We start from the raw sequence: 19039 nt of genomic DNA on the forward strand, positions 1-19039 counted from the left end.
CTTTTTTACGGACATAAGGATTCTTTCGATGTCGCTACACCCTGATCTGGAAGCCTTCCTCGACCTGGCGCAAGACGGTCAGGACGCAGGCCAGCCAGCGCTGCATCAACTGACCCCGGCCGAGGCGCGGGCGATCTTCGAACAAACCACCGCGCAATTGCGTTGGGATGCTCCTCGGGATCTTGACGTGCTGGAGGTCAACACCACGGCCCGGGACGGCGCGCCGCTGGCGTTGCGTTTGTATCGCCCGAGCGGGGCGACGGCACCGATGCCGGTGCTGGTGTATTTCCATGGCGGTGGTTTTGTAGTGGGCAGCCTGGATTCCCATGACGGAGTCTGCCGCGAATTCTGCCGGCGTACGCCATGCGCAGTGTTGTCGGTTGGCTATCGGCTGGCGCCAGAGCATCGTTTCCCGACCGCACTGGAGGACGGTGAAGACGCCTTGTCCTGGCTGGCGGAACAGGCGCTGGCCCTGGGGCTGGATGCCGGTCGCGTCGCGTTCGGCGGTGACAGCGCTGGTGCCACATTGGCAACGGTGCTGGCCTTGCAAGCGGTGGCTCAGCCACACACCGTGGCCATCGTCCCGAAGGTGCAGCTGCTGTGTTATCCGGTCACCGATGCCTCGCGCACCCACGATTCGCGTTTGTTGTTCAGTGAGGGGTATCTGCTGGAGAACGACACGCTGGACTGGTTTTACCAGCACTACGCCCGCAGCCCCGAAGACCTGCTGGACTGGCGCTTCTCACCGTTGCTGGCCGATGACTTGCGCGGGGTGGCGCCGGCGATTGTGTTGCTGGCCGGGTTCGATCCGTTGCTCGATGAAGGCCAGGCCTACGTCGATAAACTGCGCGCGCAGGGGGTGAGTGTCGAACTCGAACATTGCCCGGGGCTGACCCATGACTTGCTCAGATTGGCTTCGGTCATGCCGGATGTGTTGGGTGTGCATGAGCGCTTGAGTCGGGCGCTGAGTCGGCATTTGGGTTGAGCGTAAAGCTTCAAGATCAAAAGATCGCAGCCTTCGGCAGCTCCTACAGGTTCGGTGTTCGCCGCTATATAGCGGTTGAACACAATCCCATGTAGGAGCTGCCGCAGGCTGCGATCTTTTGATTTTCCCGGCTAGCCTCGCGGATCGAAGTTATCCAGCACCCGGTTGACGGCCAGCTCCCCGAGCATGACCACGGATTGAATCCCCAACATCATGTTGCGATGTGGCATGTCCATCAACCCGGCGAACTCGCTGAGCATCATGCTGGCTGACGCCAGGGATTCGCAGGCGTTGACCAGCAGGGTTTCGTTATCGACCTCGGTGCCGACATGGTAAATGGTGCTGGGCTTTCGCTTGGTGTCTTTGGGGATGTCCGGCTTGAGGTAGTAATCGAGGGCGCGGTCGGCGGCTTCGTTGAGTTTTTTGGAATCGAGGGATTCGTAGGGGGATGTTGGATCGGTTTCCGGTGGGTTCGGTGTAGGTTTGAACATAGATGGAACTCCATATGTGATTAAAGGAGCCATCACCCTCGCTACCAAACGAAGGGTGGTGGCCATACGAAGGTTGGTAGACCGGCCCACATGGAAAAACCGGCGCGCCCGAGGGCGCCCTGCGCATGGCCACCATCAAAACAAATGCCGAAAAAGCACCTGCATAAGGTGACGCTATGCGTCATGTGGGACAGCGGGCTACCAAACCCGATCGCTGTTTTTCAGCGACCCGGAAACGATAGAGCCCGGCCCTTAGACGCACAAGCCGGCGGATTCTGGCGTAGTCGTAGGCAGCGGCGCAAGAATGTGTAGCCTGAGTGAGTATCTGGAAGTGTCTTTTAAACAGTGCTTGTTTAGCGATCTGACACTGAGCCTTGTGGTGGCTGTACCGGCCTCATCGCGGGCAAGCCCGCTCCCACAGGTATCTGATTAGACCAAAGGATTTGTGAACGACACCAATCACTGTGGGAGCGGGCTTGCCCGCGATGAGGCCCGAAAGAACACCGCAAAACTTTGCAGGCGGTCATGCTGTTGTGGCGAGGGAGCTTGCTCCCGCTGGGCTGCGAAGCGGCCCCAAACCCGGCAGTCACGGTTTTTCAGATACACCGCACGCTCAGGTTTTGCGACTGCTGCGCAGCCGAGCGGGAGCAAGCTCCCTCGCCACAGGTTCTTCGTTAGCCTCGCGGATCGAAGTTATCCAGCACCCGGTTGACGGCCAGTTCCCCGAGCATGACCACGGATTGAATCCCCAACATCATGTTGCGATGTGGCATGTCCATCAACCCGGCGAACTCGCTGAGCATCATGCTCGCTGACGCCAGGGATTCGCAGGCGTTGACCAGCAGGGTTTCGTTATCGACCTCGGCACCGACATGGTAAATGGTGCTGGGCTTTCGCTTGGTGTCTTTGGGGATGTCCGGCTTGAGGTAGTAATCGAGGGCGCGATCGGCGGCTTCGTTGAGTTTTTTGGAATCGAGGGATTCGTAGGGGGATGTTGGATCGGTTTCCGGTGGATTAGGCGTCGGTTTGAACATAGATGAAACTCCTTGATAAATGGAGCCGCAGACCTATTGCTACCAAACATTAGGGTGGCGGCTGTACGCAGGTTGGTAGACCGGGCATCAAGGGAACCCAGCGCGTCCGAGGGCGCCCTGCGCACAACCGCCATAACAAAACAGCAGACGAAAAAAAGCGTCAACTGCTTGAAACGTCGGCGTTGTGCGCCTTGATTAACCCGGGCTACCAAACCCGATCGCTGATTCGTCAGCGACCCGGAAACGATAGAGCCCGGCCTCAAGGCGCACAAGCCGGCGGATTCTGGCGTAGTCGTAGGCAGCGGCGCAAGAATGTGTAGCCTGAGTGAGTATCTGGAAGTGTCTTTTAAACAGTGCTTGTTTAGCGATCTGACACTGAGCCTTGTGGTGGCTGCACCGGCCTCATCGCGGGCAAGCCCGCTCCCACAGGTATCTGATTAGACCAAAGGATTTGTGAACGACACCAATCACTGTGGGAGCGGGCTTGCCCGCGATGAGGCCCGAAAGAACACCGCAAAATTTTGCAGGCGATCATGCTGTTGTGGCGAGGGAGCTTGCTCCCGCTGGGCTGCGAAGCGGCCCCAAACCCGGCAGTCACGGTTTTTCAGATACACCGCACGCTCAGGTTTTGCGACTGCTGCGCAGCCGAGCGGGAGCAAGCTCCCTCGCCACAGGTTCTTCGCTAGCCTCGCGGATCGAAGTTATCCAGCCCCCGGTTCACTGCCACTGAGTCTAAAAAAACGCCCCGCAATGGCGGGGCGTTTTCATTGAGGCTGCAATCAGAAGTCAGCCTTGACCGACATCACGAAGTTGCGCGGTTCACCGTAGAAGTTACCCCAGCCTTCGGAACCGATCGTGGCGTAGTAGCGCTTGTCGAACAGGTTGTTGCCGTTCAGTGCCACGGACCAGGTGTCGTCGATGCGGTAGCCGATGCGACCGTTCCAGACGGCGTAGCCTGCCTGGGTGATGTTCTTGCCGCTGCTCGGCGAGGTGCGGTAGTTGCTGCTTTGGGCATTGACGCCGGCACCGACGGTGACGCGTTCCAGTGGGCCGCTGAGCGCGTAGTCGCCCCACACGCGCAGCAAGTGGCGCGGCACATAGGTGTTGTACGACACGCCGTCCTGACTGACATCGGCGTCTTCCAGAATCTTGGTCTGGGTGTAGGTGTAGCCGGCCAGCAATTGCAGGCGGTCAATGACTTCACCGCTGACTTCAGCTTCGAAGCCTTGGGCGCGCACTTTGCCGGAGTTCAGCGAGCAGCTGCTGTCCGGGCAGGCCGGGTCATCCTGGGCTGCATCTTTCTGGACGGTGCGGAACAGGTTGACGGCGCTGTTCAGGCGACCGTCGAACCATTCACCCTTGATCCCCAGTTCATAGCTCTGGCCGATCAATGGCTTGAGCGTCGAACCGGTGATGGTCTTGTAGTTGCCTTGCGGGGTGAAGATATCCGCGTAGCTGGTGTAGACGGTCAGGTTGTCGTTGATGTCGAACAGCAACGCGGCGAACGGGGTGACTTGCCCGGTTTCCTTGGCCTCGGAGCTTGTCGGCGTGCCTTCGCCGCGCCAGAACGAGACGGAGTCGGTTTCGGACTTGTACCAGCTGACGCGGCTGCCCAGGACGAAGGTCAGCGGATCGGCCAGTTTCAGGCGTGCCGTGGAGTAGACGCCGTATTGCTTGATCCGCATGTCCACCGGACCACCCCGGGAGGCGTTGGCCAGGTAAAAACTTTCATCCGGCTGGGGCAGGTGATGGTTGGGGTTCAGCACATTCTGAGTTTGAGGCAGGAGGGCCACGGCGTAGAAGTCGTCCTTGTGGGAGCGGCTGGCGTTGGCACCGACGATCAGCTCGTGCTCTTGGCCGAATGCGTCGAACTTGCCGTCCACATACGCGTCGAGGCCGTAGTCGACCTGATCGTAGTCAAAGATGCTGCCGATCATCGCGGTACTGGTGCTGGTGGCGCCAACCGGTACTGAACCGCTGGGGAAGGCGTATTCCATGTCCTGGGTGTTTTTCGAGTAAACCCCCGCGACCTTCAGCGCCCAGTTGTCGTTGAACTCGTGTTTCAGGTCGCCAAAGTAAGTGGCCCGCTTACTGCGCTGGTTGTTCCAGGCGGTGTTCAGGCACGTGGAACGAGAGAGCTTCAGGTCGCTGCCATCGGCGTAGCGCGGCAAGCCGCCCCAGCACGGAGTGGCATCGACGTCTTCATAGGCCATGCCCAGGCCCAGGGTGGTGTAGTCGCTCAGGTCGAAATCCAGCGCGGTGTAGTAGATCTGGTCCCTGCGTTCGGCCACGTCATAGAAATACTGACGGGTCTGCTGGGTCACCACGGCCCGGCCACGAATGGTGCCGGCGTCGTTCAGCGGGCCGCCGGTGTCGACCTGGCCACGGTAGTTGTCCCACGTGCCGGCAGACAATGACAGTTGAGTGTGCGGGGTGTCCTGGCCGCGCTTGCGCACGAAGTTCACACCACCGGCAGTGCCCCCGGCGCCCTTCATCATCCCGGCCGCACCGCGCAACACTTCGACCCGATCATAGATCGCCATGTCGCTGTTGAAGGCATCGGCCTGCACGTAGCTGCTGCCGATGTCCAGCGGCACACCGTCGTACTGGTACTGGCCGGTCATGCGGAAACCCCGGGAGTAGAAATACTTGCCACCCATGGGCGAATCGTAAACGGTAATGCCCGGGGTTTTTTCCATGACCTGTTCGATGGTGTTCAGGTTCTGGTCATCGAGCATCTTGCGCGTGATGACGGTGATCGACTGCGGGGTTTCCCTGAGCGAATGCTCGCCCTTGCCAATGGTCACCGCGCCGGTGGTGTAGGAGTTGCTGCCTTCGGTGGTCGCGCCCAACCGCTGACCGTTGATGCTGGTCGGTGCCAGTTCCATCGCACTGCCGGTGGCCGGCGCAAGCAGCGTGACCGTGTTGCCGTCGCGTTGATGGCGGATCCCGGTGCCCTTGAGCATCGCGTTCAGCGAATCATCTTCCTGATAGCGGCCGTTGAGGGCACTGGACCGCAGGTTCTGAATGCTCTCGGGGCTGTAGATGATTTGCAGATTGGTCTGTTGACCGAGGGTCTGCAGCGCCTGAGCCAATGGCTGGGCCGGGATGTTCAGGGTCCATTCCTGGGCCTGGACATACGGCGTCACCGCCAGGGTCATCGCCAGGCCGAGGCCGGTGGACGTCATGCGCGAGCGGGTCGTGCTGCTCATTAACAGGGCGCGGGTCAGAGGTCGAAGCATGAAACGGGATGCGGACATGAGGTTAAGACCTTGGCAGGTATAGTTGGTAATGGTTCTTATTCATCTCATTAAGACGAGGAGGCCGCGGCAAACCGGAAAAAAATAATTTCTCCGACCGGCCACGGCCTGATCGATTACGCGAGCTGCAGTTCGCTTTTGACCTTGCCGGCCTCCATGCGCACCAGTTGATCGGCGACGTCGAAATAACGGTCATCGTGGGAGATGACGATGATGGTCTTGCCCAGGCGCTTCAGGTCGGGCAGCAGTTCGGTGTAGAAAATGCGGCGGAAGGTCGGGTCCTGATCGGCCGCCCATTCGTCGAACACCAGCACCGGCCGTTCTTCGAGCCAGGCGTTGACCAGCGCCAGGCGTTTGCGCTGGCCGGTGGAAAGATCGGTGGTGCTGAACGCGCCGTCGCGCACGCTGACCTTGTGGGCGATCTCCAGGCGTTCGAGGTAGCGCGTGGCATCCTGCGGCACTTGTCGGTCGCCCTGAATCAGGTCATCGAACAGGTAATAGTCGGCAAATACCGTGGTGAAGTTCTGTCGGTAGTCATCGCGGTTGAGGGCGGTGATCGGCTGGTCGTTCACGCGGATCTCGCCTTCGGTGGGCGCATAAAGACCCAGCAGCAGTTTGATCAGTGTGGTTTTGCCGCAACCGTTTTCACCGACGATGAACACAATGTCGCCTTGCTCGATGCGCAGGTTGACCGGGCCGAGGCGGAAGGGCTCGCTGCCTTCCACCGGCGGGAAAGCGTAACGCACATTGCTCAGTTCCAGACTGTGGACCGGCCCGGGTGTGTGGCCCTGATCCTCCAGCAGCAGGTGCGGTTCCGGGGAGGAAAACTGTTCGCTGAGCTCGGCGATCCGGCGAAACGCAATCTGCGCCCGGCTGATGATCGGCAGGGTGCTGACCAGGTGTTCCAGCGGGCCTTTCATGTACAGCAGCACCAACACAAAACCGCTCATCACGGCCTTGTCGGCACTGGGCCAGAACGATTGCAGGGCCAGTGCCAGGCCGATGACCACGAAGAACAGCATCGAGCCGAACGACTTGGCAATGACGAAGGTATTGATCGAGCGGATCTGGGTATCACAGATTTTCTCGGCGGTTTTCTGGATGCCGGACACGAACATCCGCTGACGCCGCGGGCGGTGGATGCGCAGTTCCTTGGCCCCTTCGGCGATGGCGTTGTAGTGCTTTTGCAGCTCGTCTTCGGAGTCGCGCGCCGTGTAGAAGCCGCGCATGCCCTTGGCCCGGGCGATGGCCTGGAAGGTGGTGCCGATGGCGATGGCCACCAGCATCATCAGAAACATCGGCCACGACAGCATGGCCAGGTAGCCGAGGCAACCCAGGGTCACGGTCAGGGAAATCGCCAGCGGCGCGAAGGCGAAGGCGAAATCGCTGATGGTGTCCACGTCGTGGGTCAGCACCGGGATCAATCGGTGGCTGCGGTAGCGCTCGATCTGGTCGATCGGCGCCGACAGCACTTTCTCCCCCAGCTCTTTGCGCAGCCTGGCGATGATGTGCTGACCGACATAGTTGGTGCCGATGTCGGACAGAATTGAGGTCAGCAGCGCCAGCACGCACAGCCCGGCGAAAATCATCACCACGGTGCGGGTCAGGCCGTCAGCGGAATGCAGGGCATTGTTGATGGTCGCCAGCAACACGGTGACGCTCAGGCCACCGATCATGCCGAGCACGATGGACACAGAGACAATCAGGCGGAAGGGCTTGAGCAGGGCGAACAATTCGTTGATCGCCCCACGCGTTGGCTTGGTCATGGAGGATTCCTTTCGACACGGAGGGAGTGCCGGTACTTAAGAAAAACGGATGGTCGGGGACTTTATTTAAACGGCAGTGGACGGGAATGCCGGTCAGTCACAAGACCTGTGGTGAGCGAAATACCTGTGGGAGCGGGCTTGCCCGCGAAAGCGGTGTGTCAGGCGACATAAATGTTGACTGTACCGCCATCATCGCGGGCAAGCCCGCTCCCACAGGTTTCGCGGCTGGACTTACCGGCATCAGGGCAAGCCCCCTCGCCACAAAGGATTCAGAGCTCACGCACTACACGAAACCCCAGCCAGTCGCCGCTGCTAGTGGGCAGGCTGCTGTTGCGATTGCCGGAGCGGGAAAACACCGGTGCTTCGCCCCAGTCGTTGCCGCGCATGACCTGGCGTTTGCAGTTCTGCTCCAGCCACGGGCTGCCGTCGCTGGGCACGCCGACATAGTCTTCGCGGTAGCAGTCGGCGACCCACTCATAAACGTTGCCGTGCATGTCGAACACGCCAAAGGCGTTGGCCGGGAAAGTGCCAGCCGGGGAGGTGAAGTTGTAGCCGTCGGCGGCGCCGTAGGTGTTGGCGTTTTTGGAGATCTGGTAGTCGGCGCCTTCATCGAACGCAAACGGGAAAGCCCCGGTACTGCCGGCGCGGGCGGCGTACTCGCGGATCGACTCGCTGGGCATGCGATAGGCATGACCGGTTTTCTCCGACAGCCAGGCAATGTAACCCTCGGCTTCGGCAACGTTCATGCACACGGCCGGGTGGCGCGCGGTCTGTTTGAAGCTGGGTTTGCCGGCGGTGCAGCGACGTCCCGGGCGATCATCGAAGTCGGCGGGGGTCTTGCCGGTGGCGCGCACGTACGCGTCCCATTCGCCGGCCAGTACCTGGAAGCGACTGATGGCGAAGGGGCGAGTGAAGGTCACTTCATGCAGCGGACCTTCATCGGGCTGGTGGCCGACTTCATCCTCTGGTGTGCCCATGGTGTAGCGCCCGGCGGGCAGCACGACCATTTCCGGACAGTCCTTGCAGTCCTTGAACACCTTGCCGGGAGTTGGCGGGCTTGCGGCCTGAGCTGTACCGGGCAGCAGGCCGGCGAGCAGTGCGGTCAGTGCCAGGGCCGATAGGGTTCGCAGGGAAGAGGGCATATGGAGCGTTTTCATAAGTCGTCTCGGTTAAAGGAAAACTGTGCCTCGTAGCTCACTCATCAGTCATGCCGACCATTGTGGCGAGCGAGCTTTTGTGGCGAGCGAGCTTGCTCGCGCTGGGCTGCGCAGCGGCCCCAAAAATCTGCCAGTCATTGCTGATTTTTGTGAGTGCTACGCACTCAAGCGGGAGCAAGCTCCCTCGCCACAGGTTTATCTGACTCAAGACTTTCTAAGTGAGCTGCATGGGGAGCGAGGGTTCACGCGGAGCGCTTCTTGCGCAGCACGTCGATGAAGCGGTCCACCTCGGCTTCGGTATTGAGCAGGCCGGGTGCAGTGCGGATCACCGGGCCGACGTCGCGGCTGACGGCATCGCTGACAATCCGGTTTTGCACCAGGTAAGCAGCCACGGCATCGCAATCCTGCCCCTTGACCCGGAAGAAGCTGAACCCCGCCGAAAACTTCGGATCGACCGGGGTGACCAGCTCGACGCCCGGCTGTTCCAGCAAGCGCTGTTTCAGGTAGCTGTTGAGCTGATGGATACGTGCCTGGACGTCGGCCTTGCCCAGTTCCAGGTGCAATTTGAACGCTTCATCCACGGCCCAGCGATGTTCGAACGCGTGATAGCCGCCCGGGGACATGGTGGTGGAAAAGGTCGTGGCTTCGGAGAAGGTCGGTACGCTCGGGCTGACGTACTTGAGCTCTTCACTGCGGCTGCAAACGATGCCGGTGCCGCGGGGGCCAAACATCCATTTGTGGGTGCCGGCAATGAAGAAGTCGCAGTTCATCGCCGGAAAACTCAGGTCTTCGACGCCGAAACCATGCACGCCGTCGACCACGTAAATGATCCGGTCCTGGTCGTCGCGCTGACGATTGTGTTCATCGACGAGTCCGCCGATGTCGCTGATCGGCAACTTCACGCCACTGCCCGAGTGCACCCAGGTCATGCCCAGCACGCGGGTTTCGGGGCGGATGTTGCGGTTGATGGTATCCAGCACCTGATCGGCCGAGATCGACTGTGGCTGCTCGAACAACTGAATCTTGCGCACGCGGGTGCCATCGCGCTGGTTGCGAAAATTGAGGATGTTGTTCGTGGAATAGTGCTCGTGAACCGTGGTGAGGATTTCCTGATCGGCGCGCACCTGCACGCCGCCATAAATCATCGCCAGGCCTTCGGTGGTGCTGCCGGTTAGGGCGATCTGTGTCGGTTTGGCCTGCAAATACCGACCGGCCCAGAGCCGAACGTTTTCTTCGCGCTGGTGGGTCACGCCCAGGTCCCAATCCATCGCCAGCCCGGGATTCAGGTCCAGCGCGGCGCGGTGACGGGCGATGGCCTCGCGCACGGGTTTGGGGTGGGAGGTCACCAGAAAATTGGCGAAGTGGATGTAGTTCGGGTCCTGGTCGAACAACTGACGCAATTGCGCCCATTTGTCCCGTGGCAGGGTTTGCATCTGCGCGGCGGCGACCGGTGAGCCGAGGCTGGCACCCAACGGCAGGCCAGCGGCGAGGATCCCGGCCTGTTTCAGAAAGGTCCGACGGTCATTCATGGCTTGACTGGTTCCTGGCGAGAAATCAGCGTGGGCTTCGCGGCTTTTTGCACCTGTTCCCAGACCCGCAGGAAGTTACCGCCCCAGAGCTTGGCGATATCGGCTTCGGAGTAACCGCGCTGGATCAATTCGGCGGTGACGTTGCGGATTTCGCCGACATTTTCCCAGCCCTTGATGCCGCCGCCGTCGTTGAAGTCCGAGGCGATGCCGACGTGGTCGATGCCGACCTTGCGCACGGTGTAATCGATGGCGTCGCCGAGGTCCTTGAGCGTGGCCTTGGGTTCTTCTTCGAGAATGGCATACAGGCCGCTGGCGTATTGACCGAGCTTCTGTTCGGACCAGGCGGTGATGATCGGGTCGCCGGGCATCAGCGCCATCGCCAGGTTGGGCAATGGCGGCAGATCGAAACGTGTGCGCAGGGCGTTGAGTTTGTCCTGTGTGCCTTGGGTCAGCGGTTTGAGGTATTGCGAGAAACCGACCACCTGCACCACGCCGCCGCTGTTCTTGATTAGCTGCAACTCTTTGTCGCTGAGGTTGCGCGGGATGTCCACCGAGGCCCGTGGCGCCGAGTGCGAGGCCACCATCGGCGTGCGGCTCAGCTGCGCCACTTGCTCCAGGCCTTTGCTCGACATCTGCGACACATCAATGATCACGCCCAGATCGTTGAGGCGCTGTACCGCTTGTTTGCCGATGTCCGACAACCCGTCGAGGGCATCGGGGGAGTCGTTGAAAAACGGCAGCGGTCGTGATGAATCGGCCCAGCTGTTGTTGCCGATGTAGCTGAAACCGAACATGCGCATGCCGCGAGCGGCCCACAGGTCCAGTTTGCTCAGGTCATTGCCCAGCGGGTAGGCGTTGAGCATGCTGATGAAAATCGCAAACTTGCCTTCGCCGTGCAGGCGTCGGAAGTCGTCGGGGGTGTAGGCGATGCCGACTTGATTGGGAAAATCGCGCACCAGCCCGGAGATGATTTTGTAGCGCACTTCCTGCTGGTTGCGCGCTTCTTCGACGAAACCGTCGGTGGGCCGGTGCGGGGCGTTCGGGCCGTTCCACATTTCCGGCCAGCCGAAAACCGTCAGGGCCGCGCCGGACAGTCGGCCACGGTTGGCCTTGATCAGGTCGAACTGGCCGGAACCGTCCTTGTCGGCCTCGTTGCCGTGGGCGCCGAAACTCAGGGGAACGGTGATGTGGCTGTCGAAGGAAAGGATCCGCCCCTGCAGTTCGGTGGCCTGTTTCATGACCTTGACCGGGTAGCCGGGATTGTCCTTGAACCCGTAATCCCAGACCAGCCAGCCTGCGCCGGCACTGATGGCCAGGGCCAGTGGCAGGCCGAGGTACAGGGCCTTTTTCGAACGTGTTTTTGTCATCGCCATCTCAGTCAGGTTCGCCGTTGAGTTGCAGGCGCAGGGGCCTTTGCTATCTGGGAAGAACGAGTGACCGGCAGAAAAAATTAGTGGCTTGTGCGATTCCCTGTGGCGAGGGAGCTTGCTCCCGCTCGGCTGCGAAGCAGTCGTCAATCCAGCAGACGCGATCTGTCTGAGAAAAATCAGGACCGCTCTGCGCTCCAGCGGGAGCAAGCTCCCTCGCCACAGGAAAGCCCTTTCTCCATAGGAAAGCCCCCCACAAAGCACTGTCTGGTGCGCTTAAATTTCCTCCCACAACAAACGTTCTAGCTTGGATAAAGCCTGCTTCATGGCTGACACAGGTAGGGCAATGACGATTTCTCGACGCTGGTTCATGGCGGGCCTGGCGCTCACGAGCGCTGCGGTGCCTGCCGCTTTTTATGCACATCGTGAGCTGACCCGGGAAAAGGAACCGATCACGCCGGGGGAGGCCACGGTCGACCTGGCGAGCACCGCCGGGCAGCAACTGGCCGACAGCTTGCGCGGAATCTGGGACATTCGTTTTGTCGGCAGCGATGCCGGGCTTGAGGGCTTGCCGCAGGACGGGCTGGAGCTGTTTCTCGACATCGCTCATCGCGGACGAGGGTTGCGCGGCTACCTGGACACCGGCACTCATCTGCGTGGGGAAGGGGTGCCGTGCTATCAAGTCATCGGCGATCTGGCACCGGCCAATGGCGCCGAACTGTACTGGCGGCTGATGCGCACCGACGCCCCGTTGGTGGCGCCAGTGTATGAGTTCAAGGCCAAGCTCGATGAGGTTTGGGCCGCTTTCGGCAACGCTGGCAGCGGTACGTTCAACGGCCAGGTGCTGAGCCTGAATCGCCCGTTGGGTTTGCCCGAACTCGACAATCGCTTTATCGCCATCAAGCGCCGGTTTCCCGAAGCGCGGGAGCGCACCGCCCTCAACCCGACATTTCTGGCGTGGCTGGTGTCCCCCGAGCATCGATTGTTTCATCAGCTCTGGCACGCGTCCCGGGACAAATGGCACAAGCTCTCGGAGAAAAAACGCGAAGCGTTGCGCGGTATCGGTTGGCAACCCGGCCCACGGGACAATGAGCGTGATGCCCGTGGGCCGCGCAAGGACCGCAACGGTTCGGGTGTCGATTTTTTCTTCATGCACCGACACATGCTCGGCATCGCCCGGTCCATGCAGGAGTTGCCTTCATGGCTGGCGTTCCCCCTGCCGCAACCGGAACTCGAGCGGGATCGCCAGGGCTTCGCGCGCTATTTCGACAATCACGATGGCAATGCCTTGCCGCCGACCTGGTTGACCGAGGGCGATGACGAATACACCAAGTGGGTCAGTGATATCAAAGCCGCAGAGACCTATCACAGCAACTTCCAGGTCTGGGAGTCGCAGTACCGGGATCCGCGTTACCTGTCGAAGCTGACCCTCGGCCAGTTCGGCTCGGAGGTCGAGCTGGGCCTGCACGACTGGCTGCACATGCGCTGGGCCTCGGTGGCGCGGGATCCGTCCAACGAGATACCAGTGCCGATGGCCCGGGATCAGGCCGACTTCGCGGCGCGCTGGTATGCCCCGGAAAACGATTTTCTCGGCGATCCGTTTTCGTCCCACGTCAACCCGGTGTTCTGGCGTTTCCACGGCTGGATCGACGATCGCATCGAAGACTGGTTCCGCGCCCATGAACGTTTTCACCCCGGTGAACTGAGCCGCCTGGAGGTCAACGGCGTGCCGTGGTTTGCGCCGGGGCGTTGGGTGGAAGTGGGCGATCCGTGGCTCGGGCCGGACACCCACGGTTGCAGCACTACGCCGGGTCTGCAGGTGGGGCGTTCGGTGGAAATGGACCCCGAAACCATGAAGCTGGCGTTGCGCATCACCTTTGGCGATGAAGACAACATGAGCGAGCTGTTGCGCAAAGTGCCCCGACGGCCGTGGTATGCGCGGCATTTGAAGGTCAAGGGATGGCCGGTTTAGTCGGATAGACCGCGTTATCGTTCTTCGCGAGCAAGCCCGCTCCCACATTTGATCTGTTTTCGCAGGACTAATGTGGGAGCGGGCTTGCTCGCGAAGGCAGCCTCAAGAACGACGCTGTTCTACAGGGCCTGCCACCCCCCACCCAATGCCTTGTACAGCGCAATACTGGCCTGTAACCGCGACAATCTCAGCTGCACATTCAGATCCTGGGCGGCATACAGCGTGCGCTGGGTTTGCAGCACCGTGAGCAGGTCTTCGGCGCCGGCCTGGTAGCGGCTCTGGGCGATGTCGAAAGCGGTCTGTGCCTGGCTTAGTTCTTCTCCTTGCCACTGACGTTGTTCGTCCAGCCCGCGAATGCTGTTGAGGGCTTTTTCCACATCGGCGAAGCCATTGATGATTGCCCCGCGATAGGTTTCCAGCAGTTCCTGTTGGCGCGCCGTGGCTTTGTCGCGCTCGGCGCTGAGGCGACCATTGTTGAAGACCGGCGCTACCAGCCCCGAGGACAGGTTGTAGAAAGTGGTGCGCAACAGATCCGAGGCCAGGTCGGCGCCAGTGCCCAGGCTGGCGGTGAGCGTCAGCTTGGGCAGCATCGCCGCGCGGGCGACGGTTACATCGGCTCGGGCGGCGGCGAGTTTGGCTTCGGCGCTGGCGATGTCCGGGCGGCGGCTCAACAATTCACTGGGCACGCCGCTGGCAATCTGCGGCCAATGCAATTGATCGAACGGCTGCTCCGTCAGCGTCAGTGCCTGCACCGGTTGGCCGAGCAGGGCGGCGAGGGTGATCCGCGCTTCCCGGGCCTGCTGTTGCACCAATGGCAGTTTGCGTTGCTGTTCGGCCACCAGGCTTTTTTGCTGAGCCAGTTCCAGCGCGGTAGCGCTGCCGGCGTCGTAGCGGGTCTGTACCAATCGCAACACGCTTTGGGCGTTGGCCAGGTTCAGCTCGGCGATCCGTTGCTGTTCACGCAACGACAAGGCCTGGGTGTAGCTGTTGGCCACGCCGCTTTGCAAGGTCAGTTCCACGGTGGCCCGATCGAACTCGCTGGCCTGCAAGCCGAGCAGGGCACTGTCCCGGGTCGCCCGTTTGCCGCCCCAGAAATCGATTTCGTAACTGGCGCTCAGTTCCGCATCGTAATAATTCAGCGAGCGATTATCGGGGCTGACGTCCAGTTGACTGTACCCCTTGCCATGCAGCAAGCGTTGGCGATTGGCGTTGAGGCCAGCCTTGAGTTCGGGCAGCAGCGGGGCGCCAGCGATGGTGGCGCTGGCCTGGGCCTGCTGCACCCGGGCGACGGCGGCGGCCAGGTCGTGGCTGCCCACGCAGGCCTGTTCGATCAGGCGATTGAGTTGCGGGCTGCCGAACTGCATCCACCATTGCCGATTGCTGTGTGCAGCGGCGGCGGTGTTCGGCGATTGCCAGGCGGCGGGTAGTTGCAGGCCGCTGTCGGGGCGCGGCGCAGGGTTGCTGCAGGCGGCCAGCAACAGGCTGGCGGCTAGTAGGGTCAGGGGCACTTTCATAGGTCGATCATTCACTGGTAAGGGCCGTGACCGGATCGAGCCGGGCAGCCTTGCGGGCAGGCATGAAGCCGAAGACGACACCGGTGACCAGCGCACAGCCGAAGGCGCCGAGCACGGCGAACAACTGGAACGCAACCGCGACATTGCCGAGCAGCAGAACGCCACCGACCAGCAGCGCCAGACCGATCCCGGCGATACCGCCGACCACCGAAAGCATCACCGCCTCGGTGAGAAACTGGCGCAGGATGTCGCGCTGACGGGCGCCGGTGGCCATGCGAATACCGATTTCCCGGGTGCGTTCACGCACGGTCATCAGCATGATGTTCATGACGCCGATGCCGCCAACCAATAACGAAATTGCTGCAATCGAACCGAGCATCAATGACAGCGTGCCCTGGGTGCGGGCCTCGGCCTGGATCATGGCGGCGTTGTTGGTCAGTTCGAAATCGCGCTTGCCCTTGTGCCCGCGCAGCATCGTTTGTTCGATTGCCTGCTCGGCCTCCTTGACCTTGCGCGCATCCTTGGCGGCGATCACCACATACTCGGGATTGCGACTGCCAAACAGCCGCACGCTGGCGGCCGAGTAGGGCACGGCGATGCGGTTGTCGCTGTCGGAGTCGCCGGAACTGGAGCCTTTTTCCGCCAGCACGCCGAGCACCTGAAACGGCACGTTTTCGATCAGGATGTACTGGCCGATCGGGTCAGCCAGGTCTTTGAACAGCTTTTCCCTGACCTTGTGGCCGATCACCGCAACGGCGGCGGCGCTGTCTTCATCGGCTTGGGTGAAATAGCTGCCCTGAACCACCGGCCAATTGAAAATGCTCGGGAAGTTAGTGTCGTTGCCGCCCACATAAGCGGTGTGATCGGCGTTGCCGAAACGCACGCCGGCCGTCGAGCCGTTGACCGGCATGATCCGCTGCACCTGGGGCAGGTTGGCGAGCGCGGCGACGTCGTTGAGGGTAATGATCCCGGGCGGCGTACGCGGATTGGGCGCGGCGCCGCTGAGGTAAATGATGTTGGAGCCGAAGGCGCCCATCTGCGCCATCACCTGCCGCTTGCTGCCTTCGCCCACCGCCAGCATCACCACCACCGACGCAACGCCAATGACGATCCCCAGCAGCGTCAACGCGGTGCGGAAGCGGTTGATCCACATCACGCGCCACGCCGCCTGAACCGCGTCCATCAGCTCGCCTTTCCAGGCGCCATTGGGCTCGCTGCCGGCGCTCAGGCGCTGGCGCAGGTCCACGGCTTGCAGCGCACCGGTGCGTGCCGTGCGCGGGGCAGCCGAGGGATTGGTGGCGGTGTCGCTGATGATCAGGCCGTCGCGGATTTCGATGACCCGGTTGGCGCGCCTGGCCACTTCGCGGTCGTGGGTGATCAGGATCACCACATGCCCCTGACTGGCCAGTTCGTCGAGCAGGCTCATGACTTCGGCGCCGCTGTGGCTGTCGAGGGCGCCAGTGGGTTCGTCGGCGAGAATGATGTGGCCGCCGTTCATCAAGGCGCGGGCAATCGACACCCGTTGCTGCTGACCACCGGAAAGCTGATGCGGACGGTTGCCGGTGCGCGAACCCAGGCCGAGGCGCTCGAGCAGGGCCGCCGCGCGGGCATGGCGTTCGTCCGCCGGGGTGCCGGCATAAATGGCGGGCATTTCGACGTTTTCCTGGGCCGATCCGGACGGGATCAGGTGGTAACCCTGAAACACGAAGCCGAAGGCCTCGCGCCGTAGCCACGCCAGTTCGTCACTGCCTAGGCCGGCGACGTTTTCTCCGGCGAACAGGTAGTCGCCGCTGGTGGGGCGGTCGAGGCAGCCGAGGATGTTCATCAGGGTCGATTTGCCGGAACCGGAAGCGCCGACGATTGCGACAAATTCGCCGGCATGGATCGATAGGTCGATGCCGCGCAGCACTTCCACCACGGGGCTGTCGCCACCGCCGTAGGCTTTGCGGATCTGTCGCAGGTCAATCAGGGGCGTTTGCATTCAGCCTCCGCTGCCGGTGAGCGGGCCGCTCAGCACATGATCGCCTTCCGCCAGCCCCTCGAGAATTTGCGTGCGTAACCGATCGCTGATCCCGGTGCGAACCTCGCGGCGCTGCACCTCGCCGTTGGCCGCCACCACTTGCGCGATCTGTCGATCCGCCGCGGTGCCGTTTTGCAGGGCCGCGGTGGGCACCGTCAGCACGTTCTGCGCTTGCTGGGCGACGAAAAATACCTGGGCGGTCATGTCGGTCATCAAGGCGTTGTCGGCGTTGTCGACATCCAGCAGCACGGTATAAAGCACCACCCGTTCGCTGCCGCTGCGACCGCTGGTGGGGCTGCCCTGCGTCTGATCGAGTGGGCGCGGCGGCACCGGCAAAATCTGCCGCACGGTGCTGCTCCAGCGCCGGCTGCCACCGCTTAGGGTGGTGAACCAGGCGGTCATGCCGGGTTTGACCTGGCCGATATCGGCCTCCGACACTTCGGCCCATACGGTCATCGGTGACAACCTTGCAATGCGCAATATCAGCGGCGTCTGTTGTTGGGCATTGAGCGTCTGGCCTTCCCGGGCACCGACGGCGACCACCGTGCCGGACATCGGCGCGTAGATCCGTGTGTAACCGAGCTCTGCTTCATCGCTGCGCAAGCTTGCCTGGGCTTGACGAATCTGCGCCTCGAACATATCGATGCGCGCTTGTCTCGCCCGGACTTCGGCGCGGGCGGTCTGCACATCTTCTTCGCGGGTCGCGCCGCCAGCCTTGAGGTTCTGCTGGCGCTGATACTTTTGTTGCGCCAGGTCGTGCTGGGCGCGCTGCTCTTGCAACTGGGCCTTGAGGTTGTCGATGGAAAAGCGCCCGGCGTCGAGTTTGGCTTTCTGGGTCGAGGGATCGATCTCCACCAGCAATTGGCCTTCCTTGACTTGATCGCCGGCCTCGACATGAATCTTCTGGATCTGCCCGGACGCCTGGGCGCCGACGTCGACATAACGTCGCGGTTGCAGGGTGCCGAGGGCGGTCACGCTGTTTTCGATATCGGTGCGGGTCACGGTGGCGGTGGCAAGTTTTTCACGCCCCGGCGGGATCACTTGCCAGGCGGCCAGGGCTGCGGCGGGGATCAGGCACAGAGCGACAAACAGGGCGCGTCGGGTAGGGCGGGGACGTTTCATGCGGGGTTCCAGCCGGTAAAAATCGGCCCGTCGCTCGGCGTGCGCGGCAGTGACCGGCGCCGCTGAACGCTGTCGGTGGACCGACAGACACGGGAAGCTGTCCTGTAAACGAGAACCCCGAAGCAGAATTTAAGCCTTGATATATGGCGTACAGATCGGACAAATGAGGTTATTTCTCAAGTAAATGGATCCAGTGCTTTAAATCTATATGAGAATTACTATAAATTACGCCTCTTGCGCGCTGCCATCATCGTGCCGCCATCACTCTTATGGCGCAGATCTGGCTCAAGGACTGGGAGTCATGTTGGAAAACTACTATCGCGAGCTGGTGTATTTCCTGAACGCCAAGCTAGGCAACCGTCAGGTGGCTGAAGATGTGGTGCATGACGCTTATCTGCGGGTGCTGGAGCGTTCCAGTGACACGCCGATCGAACAACCCCGGGCGTTTCTTTATCGCACCGCGCTCAATCTGGTAATCGACGACCACCGACGCAATGCCTTGCGGCAGGTCGAATCCCTGGACGTGCTCGACAGCGAAGAACGCTACTTCACGCCATCCCCCCACAACAGCCTTGATCACGGCCAGCGCCTGGACATGCTTCAACGCGCACTGGCGGAGTTGCCAAAGCTGTGTCGCGAGAGTTTTCTTTTGCGCAAGATCGACGGCTTGTCGCACCCGGAAATCGCCGAGCACCTGGGGATTTCCCGGGCGCTGGTGGAAAAGCACATCGTCAATGCCATGAAGCATTGCCGGGTGCGCATGCGCCAGTGGGACGCCCATTGATCGGCACCGTTTAATCAGGCCTCGTTAAATTTTTTTTC

At 61.5% G+C, this 19039-nt stretch carries 13 protein-coding genes; 3 read left to right on the top strand and 10 right to left on the bottom strand.

Annotated elements, in window-relative coordinates:
• The first annotated feature begins 28 nt into the window (after positions 1–28).
• Positions 29–985, top strand: a complete 957-nt coding sequence (locus AB7M26_RS14225; protein WP_429384870.1) for an alpha/beta hydrolase — start codon at positions 29–31, stop codon at positions 983–985.
• A gap of 131 nt (positions 986–1116) precedes the next feature.
• Here the strand turns inward: AB7M26_RS14225 and AB7M26_RS14230 are convergent, their stop codons facing one another.
• The 7 genes from AB7M26_RS14230 to pvdM form a co-directional block, all read right to left on the bottom strand.
• Entirely contained in the window at positions 1117–1476 is a 360-nt protein-coding gene (locus AB7M26_RS14230) for a DUF6124 family protein (RefSeq protein ID WP_063341007.1), read from the bottom strand.
• Between the two features lie 674 nt (positions 1477–2150).
• Positions 2151–2510, bottom strand: a complete 360-nt coding sequence (locus AB7M26_RS14235) for a DUF6124 family protein (protein ID WP_063342851.1) — start codon at positions 2508–2510, stop codon at positions 2151–2153.
• A 779-nt stretch (positions 2511–3289) separates the two neighbouring features.
• Positions 3290–5770, bottom strand: coding sequence for a TonB-dependent siderophore receptor (locus AB7M26_RS14240; RefSeq protein WP_429384875.1), 2481 nt, complete (start codon positions 5768–5770; stop codon positions 3290–3292).
• 116 nt (positions 5771–5886) lie between these two features.
• Positions 5887–7536 (bottom strand): cyclic peptide export ABC transporter, encoded by a 1650-nt coding sequence (locus AB7M26_RS14245; protein ID WP_429384878.1) that lies wholly within the window; start codon positions 7534–7536, stop codon positions 5887–5889.
• 269 nt (positions 7537–7805) lie between these two features.
• A complete protein-coding gene (gene pvdO / locus AB7M26_RS14250; RefSeq protein WP_429378757.1) occupies positions 7806–8693 on the bottom strand; it encodes a dihydropyoverdine dehydrogenase in 888 nt (295 codons plus the stop codon).
• 242 nt (positions 8694–8935) lie between these two features.
• Positions 8936–10222 carry a pyoverdine-tailoring periplasmic protein PvdN gene (gene pvdN, locus AB7M26_RS14255; RefSeq protein WP_123497947.1) on the bottom strand — a complete coding sequence of 429 codons (1287 nt, stop codon included), beginning with the start codon at positions 10220–10222 and terminating at the stop codon, positions 8936–8938.
• A complete protein-coding gene (pvdM, locus tag AB7M26_RS14260) occupies positions 10219–11589 on the bottom strand; it encodes a pyoverdine-tailoring dipeptidase-like protein PvdM (protein ID WP_123497945.1) in 1371 nt (456 codons plus the stop codon). Before pvdM ends, pvdN begins: the two co-directional genes overlap by 4 nt.
• Positions 11590–11935: 346 nt before the next feature.
• Here pvdM and pvdP point away from each other — a divergent pair, with 346 nt between their 5' ends.
• Entirely contained in the window at positions 11936–13561 is a 1626-nt protein-coding gene (gene pvdP / locus AB7M26_RS14265) for a pyoverdine maturation tyrosinase PvdP (RefSeq protein ID WP_123497943.1), read from the top strand.
• Positions 13562–13680: 119 nt separating this feature from the next.
• Here pvdP and AB7M26_RS14270 read toward each other — a convergent pair whose 3' ends face one another.
• From AB7M26_RS14270 to AB7M26_RS14280, 3 genes are read right to left on the bottom strand one after another with little or no spacing between them, the layout of a single operon-like run.
• Positions 13681–15075, bottom strand: a complete 1395-nt coding sequence (locus AB7M26_RS14270; RefSeq protein WP_123497941.1) for an efflux transporter outer membrane subunit — start codon at positions 15073–15075, stop codon at positions 13681–13683.
• 7 nt (positions 15076–15082) lie between these two features.
• The gene (locus AB7M26_RS14275; RefSeq protein WP_123497939.1) at positions 15083–17056 is read right to left on the bottom strand and encodes a MacB family efflux pump subunit; all 1974 of its coding nucleotides are present in this window, start codon (positions 17054–17056) and stop codon (positions 15083–15085) included.
• A complete protein-coding gene (locus AB7M26_RS14280) occupies positions 17057–18217 on the bottom strand; it encodes an efflux RND transporter periplasmic adaptor subunit (RefSeq protein WP_123497937.1) in 1161 nt (386 codons plus the stop codon).
• Between the two features lie 301 nt (positions 18218–18518).
• Between AB7M26_RS14280 and AB7M26_RS14285 the strand changes: the two genes are divergently transcribed.
• Complete coding sequence (locus tag AB7M26_RS14285) at positions 18519–19001, top strand: sigma-70 family RNA polymerase sigma factor (protein ID WP_008071207.1); 483 nt, start codon at positions 18519–18521, stop codon at positions 18999–19001.
• Positions 19002–19039: the final 38 nt, after the last annotated feature.

Source organism: Pseudomonas sp. F-14 TE3482 (assembly GCF_053629455.1).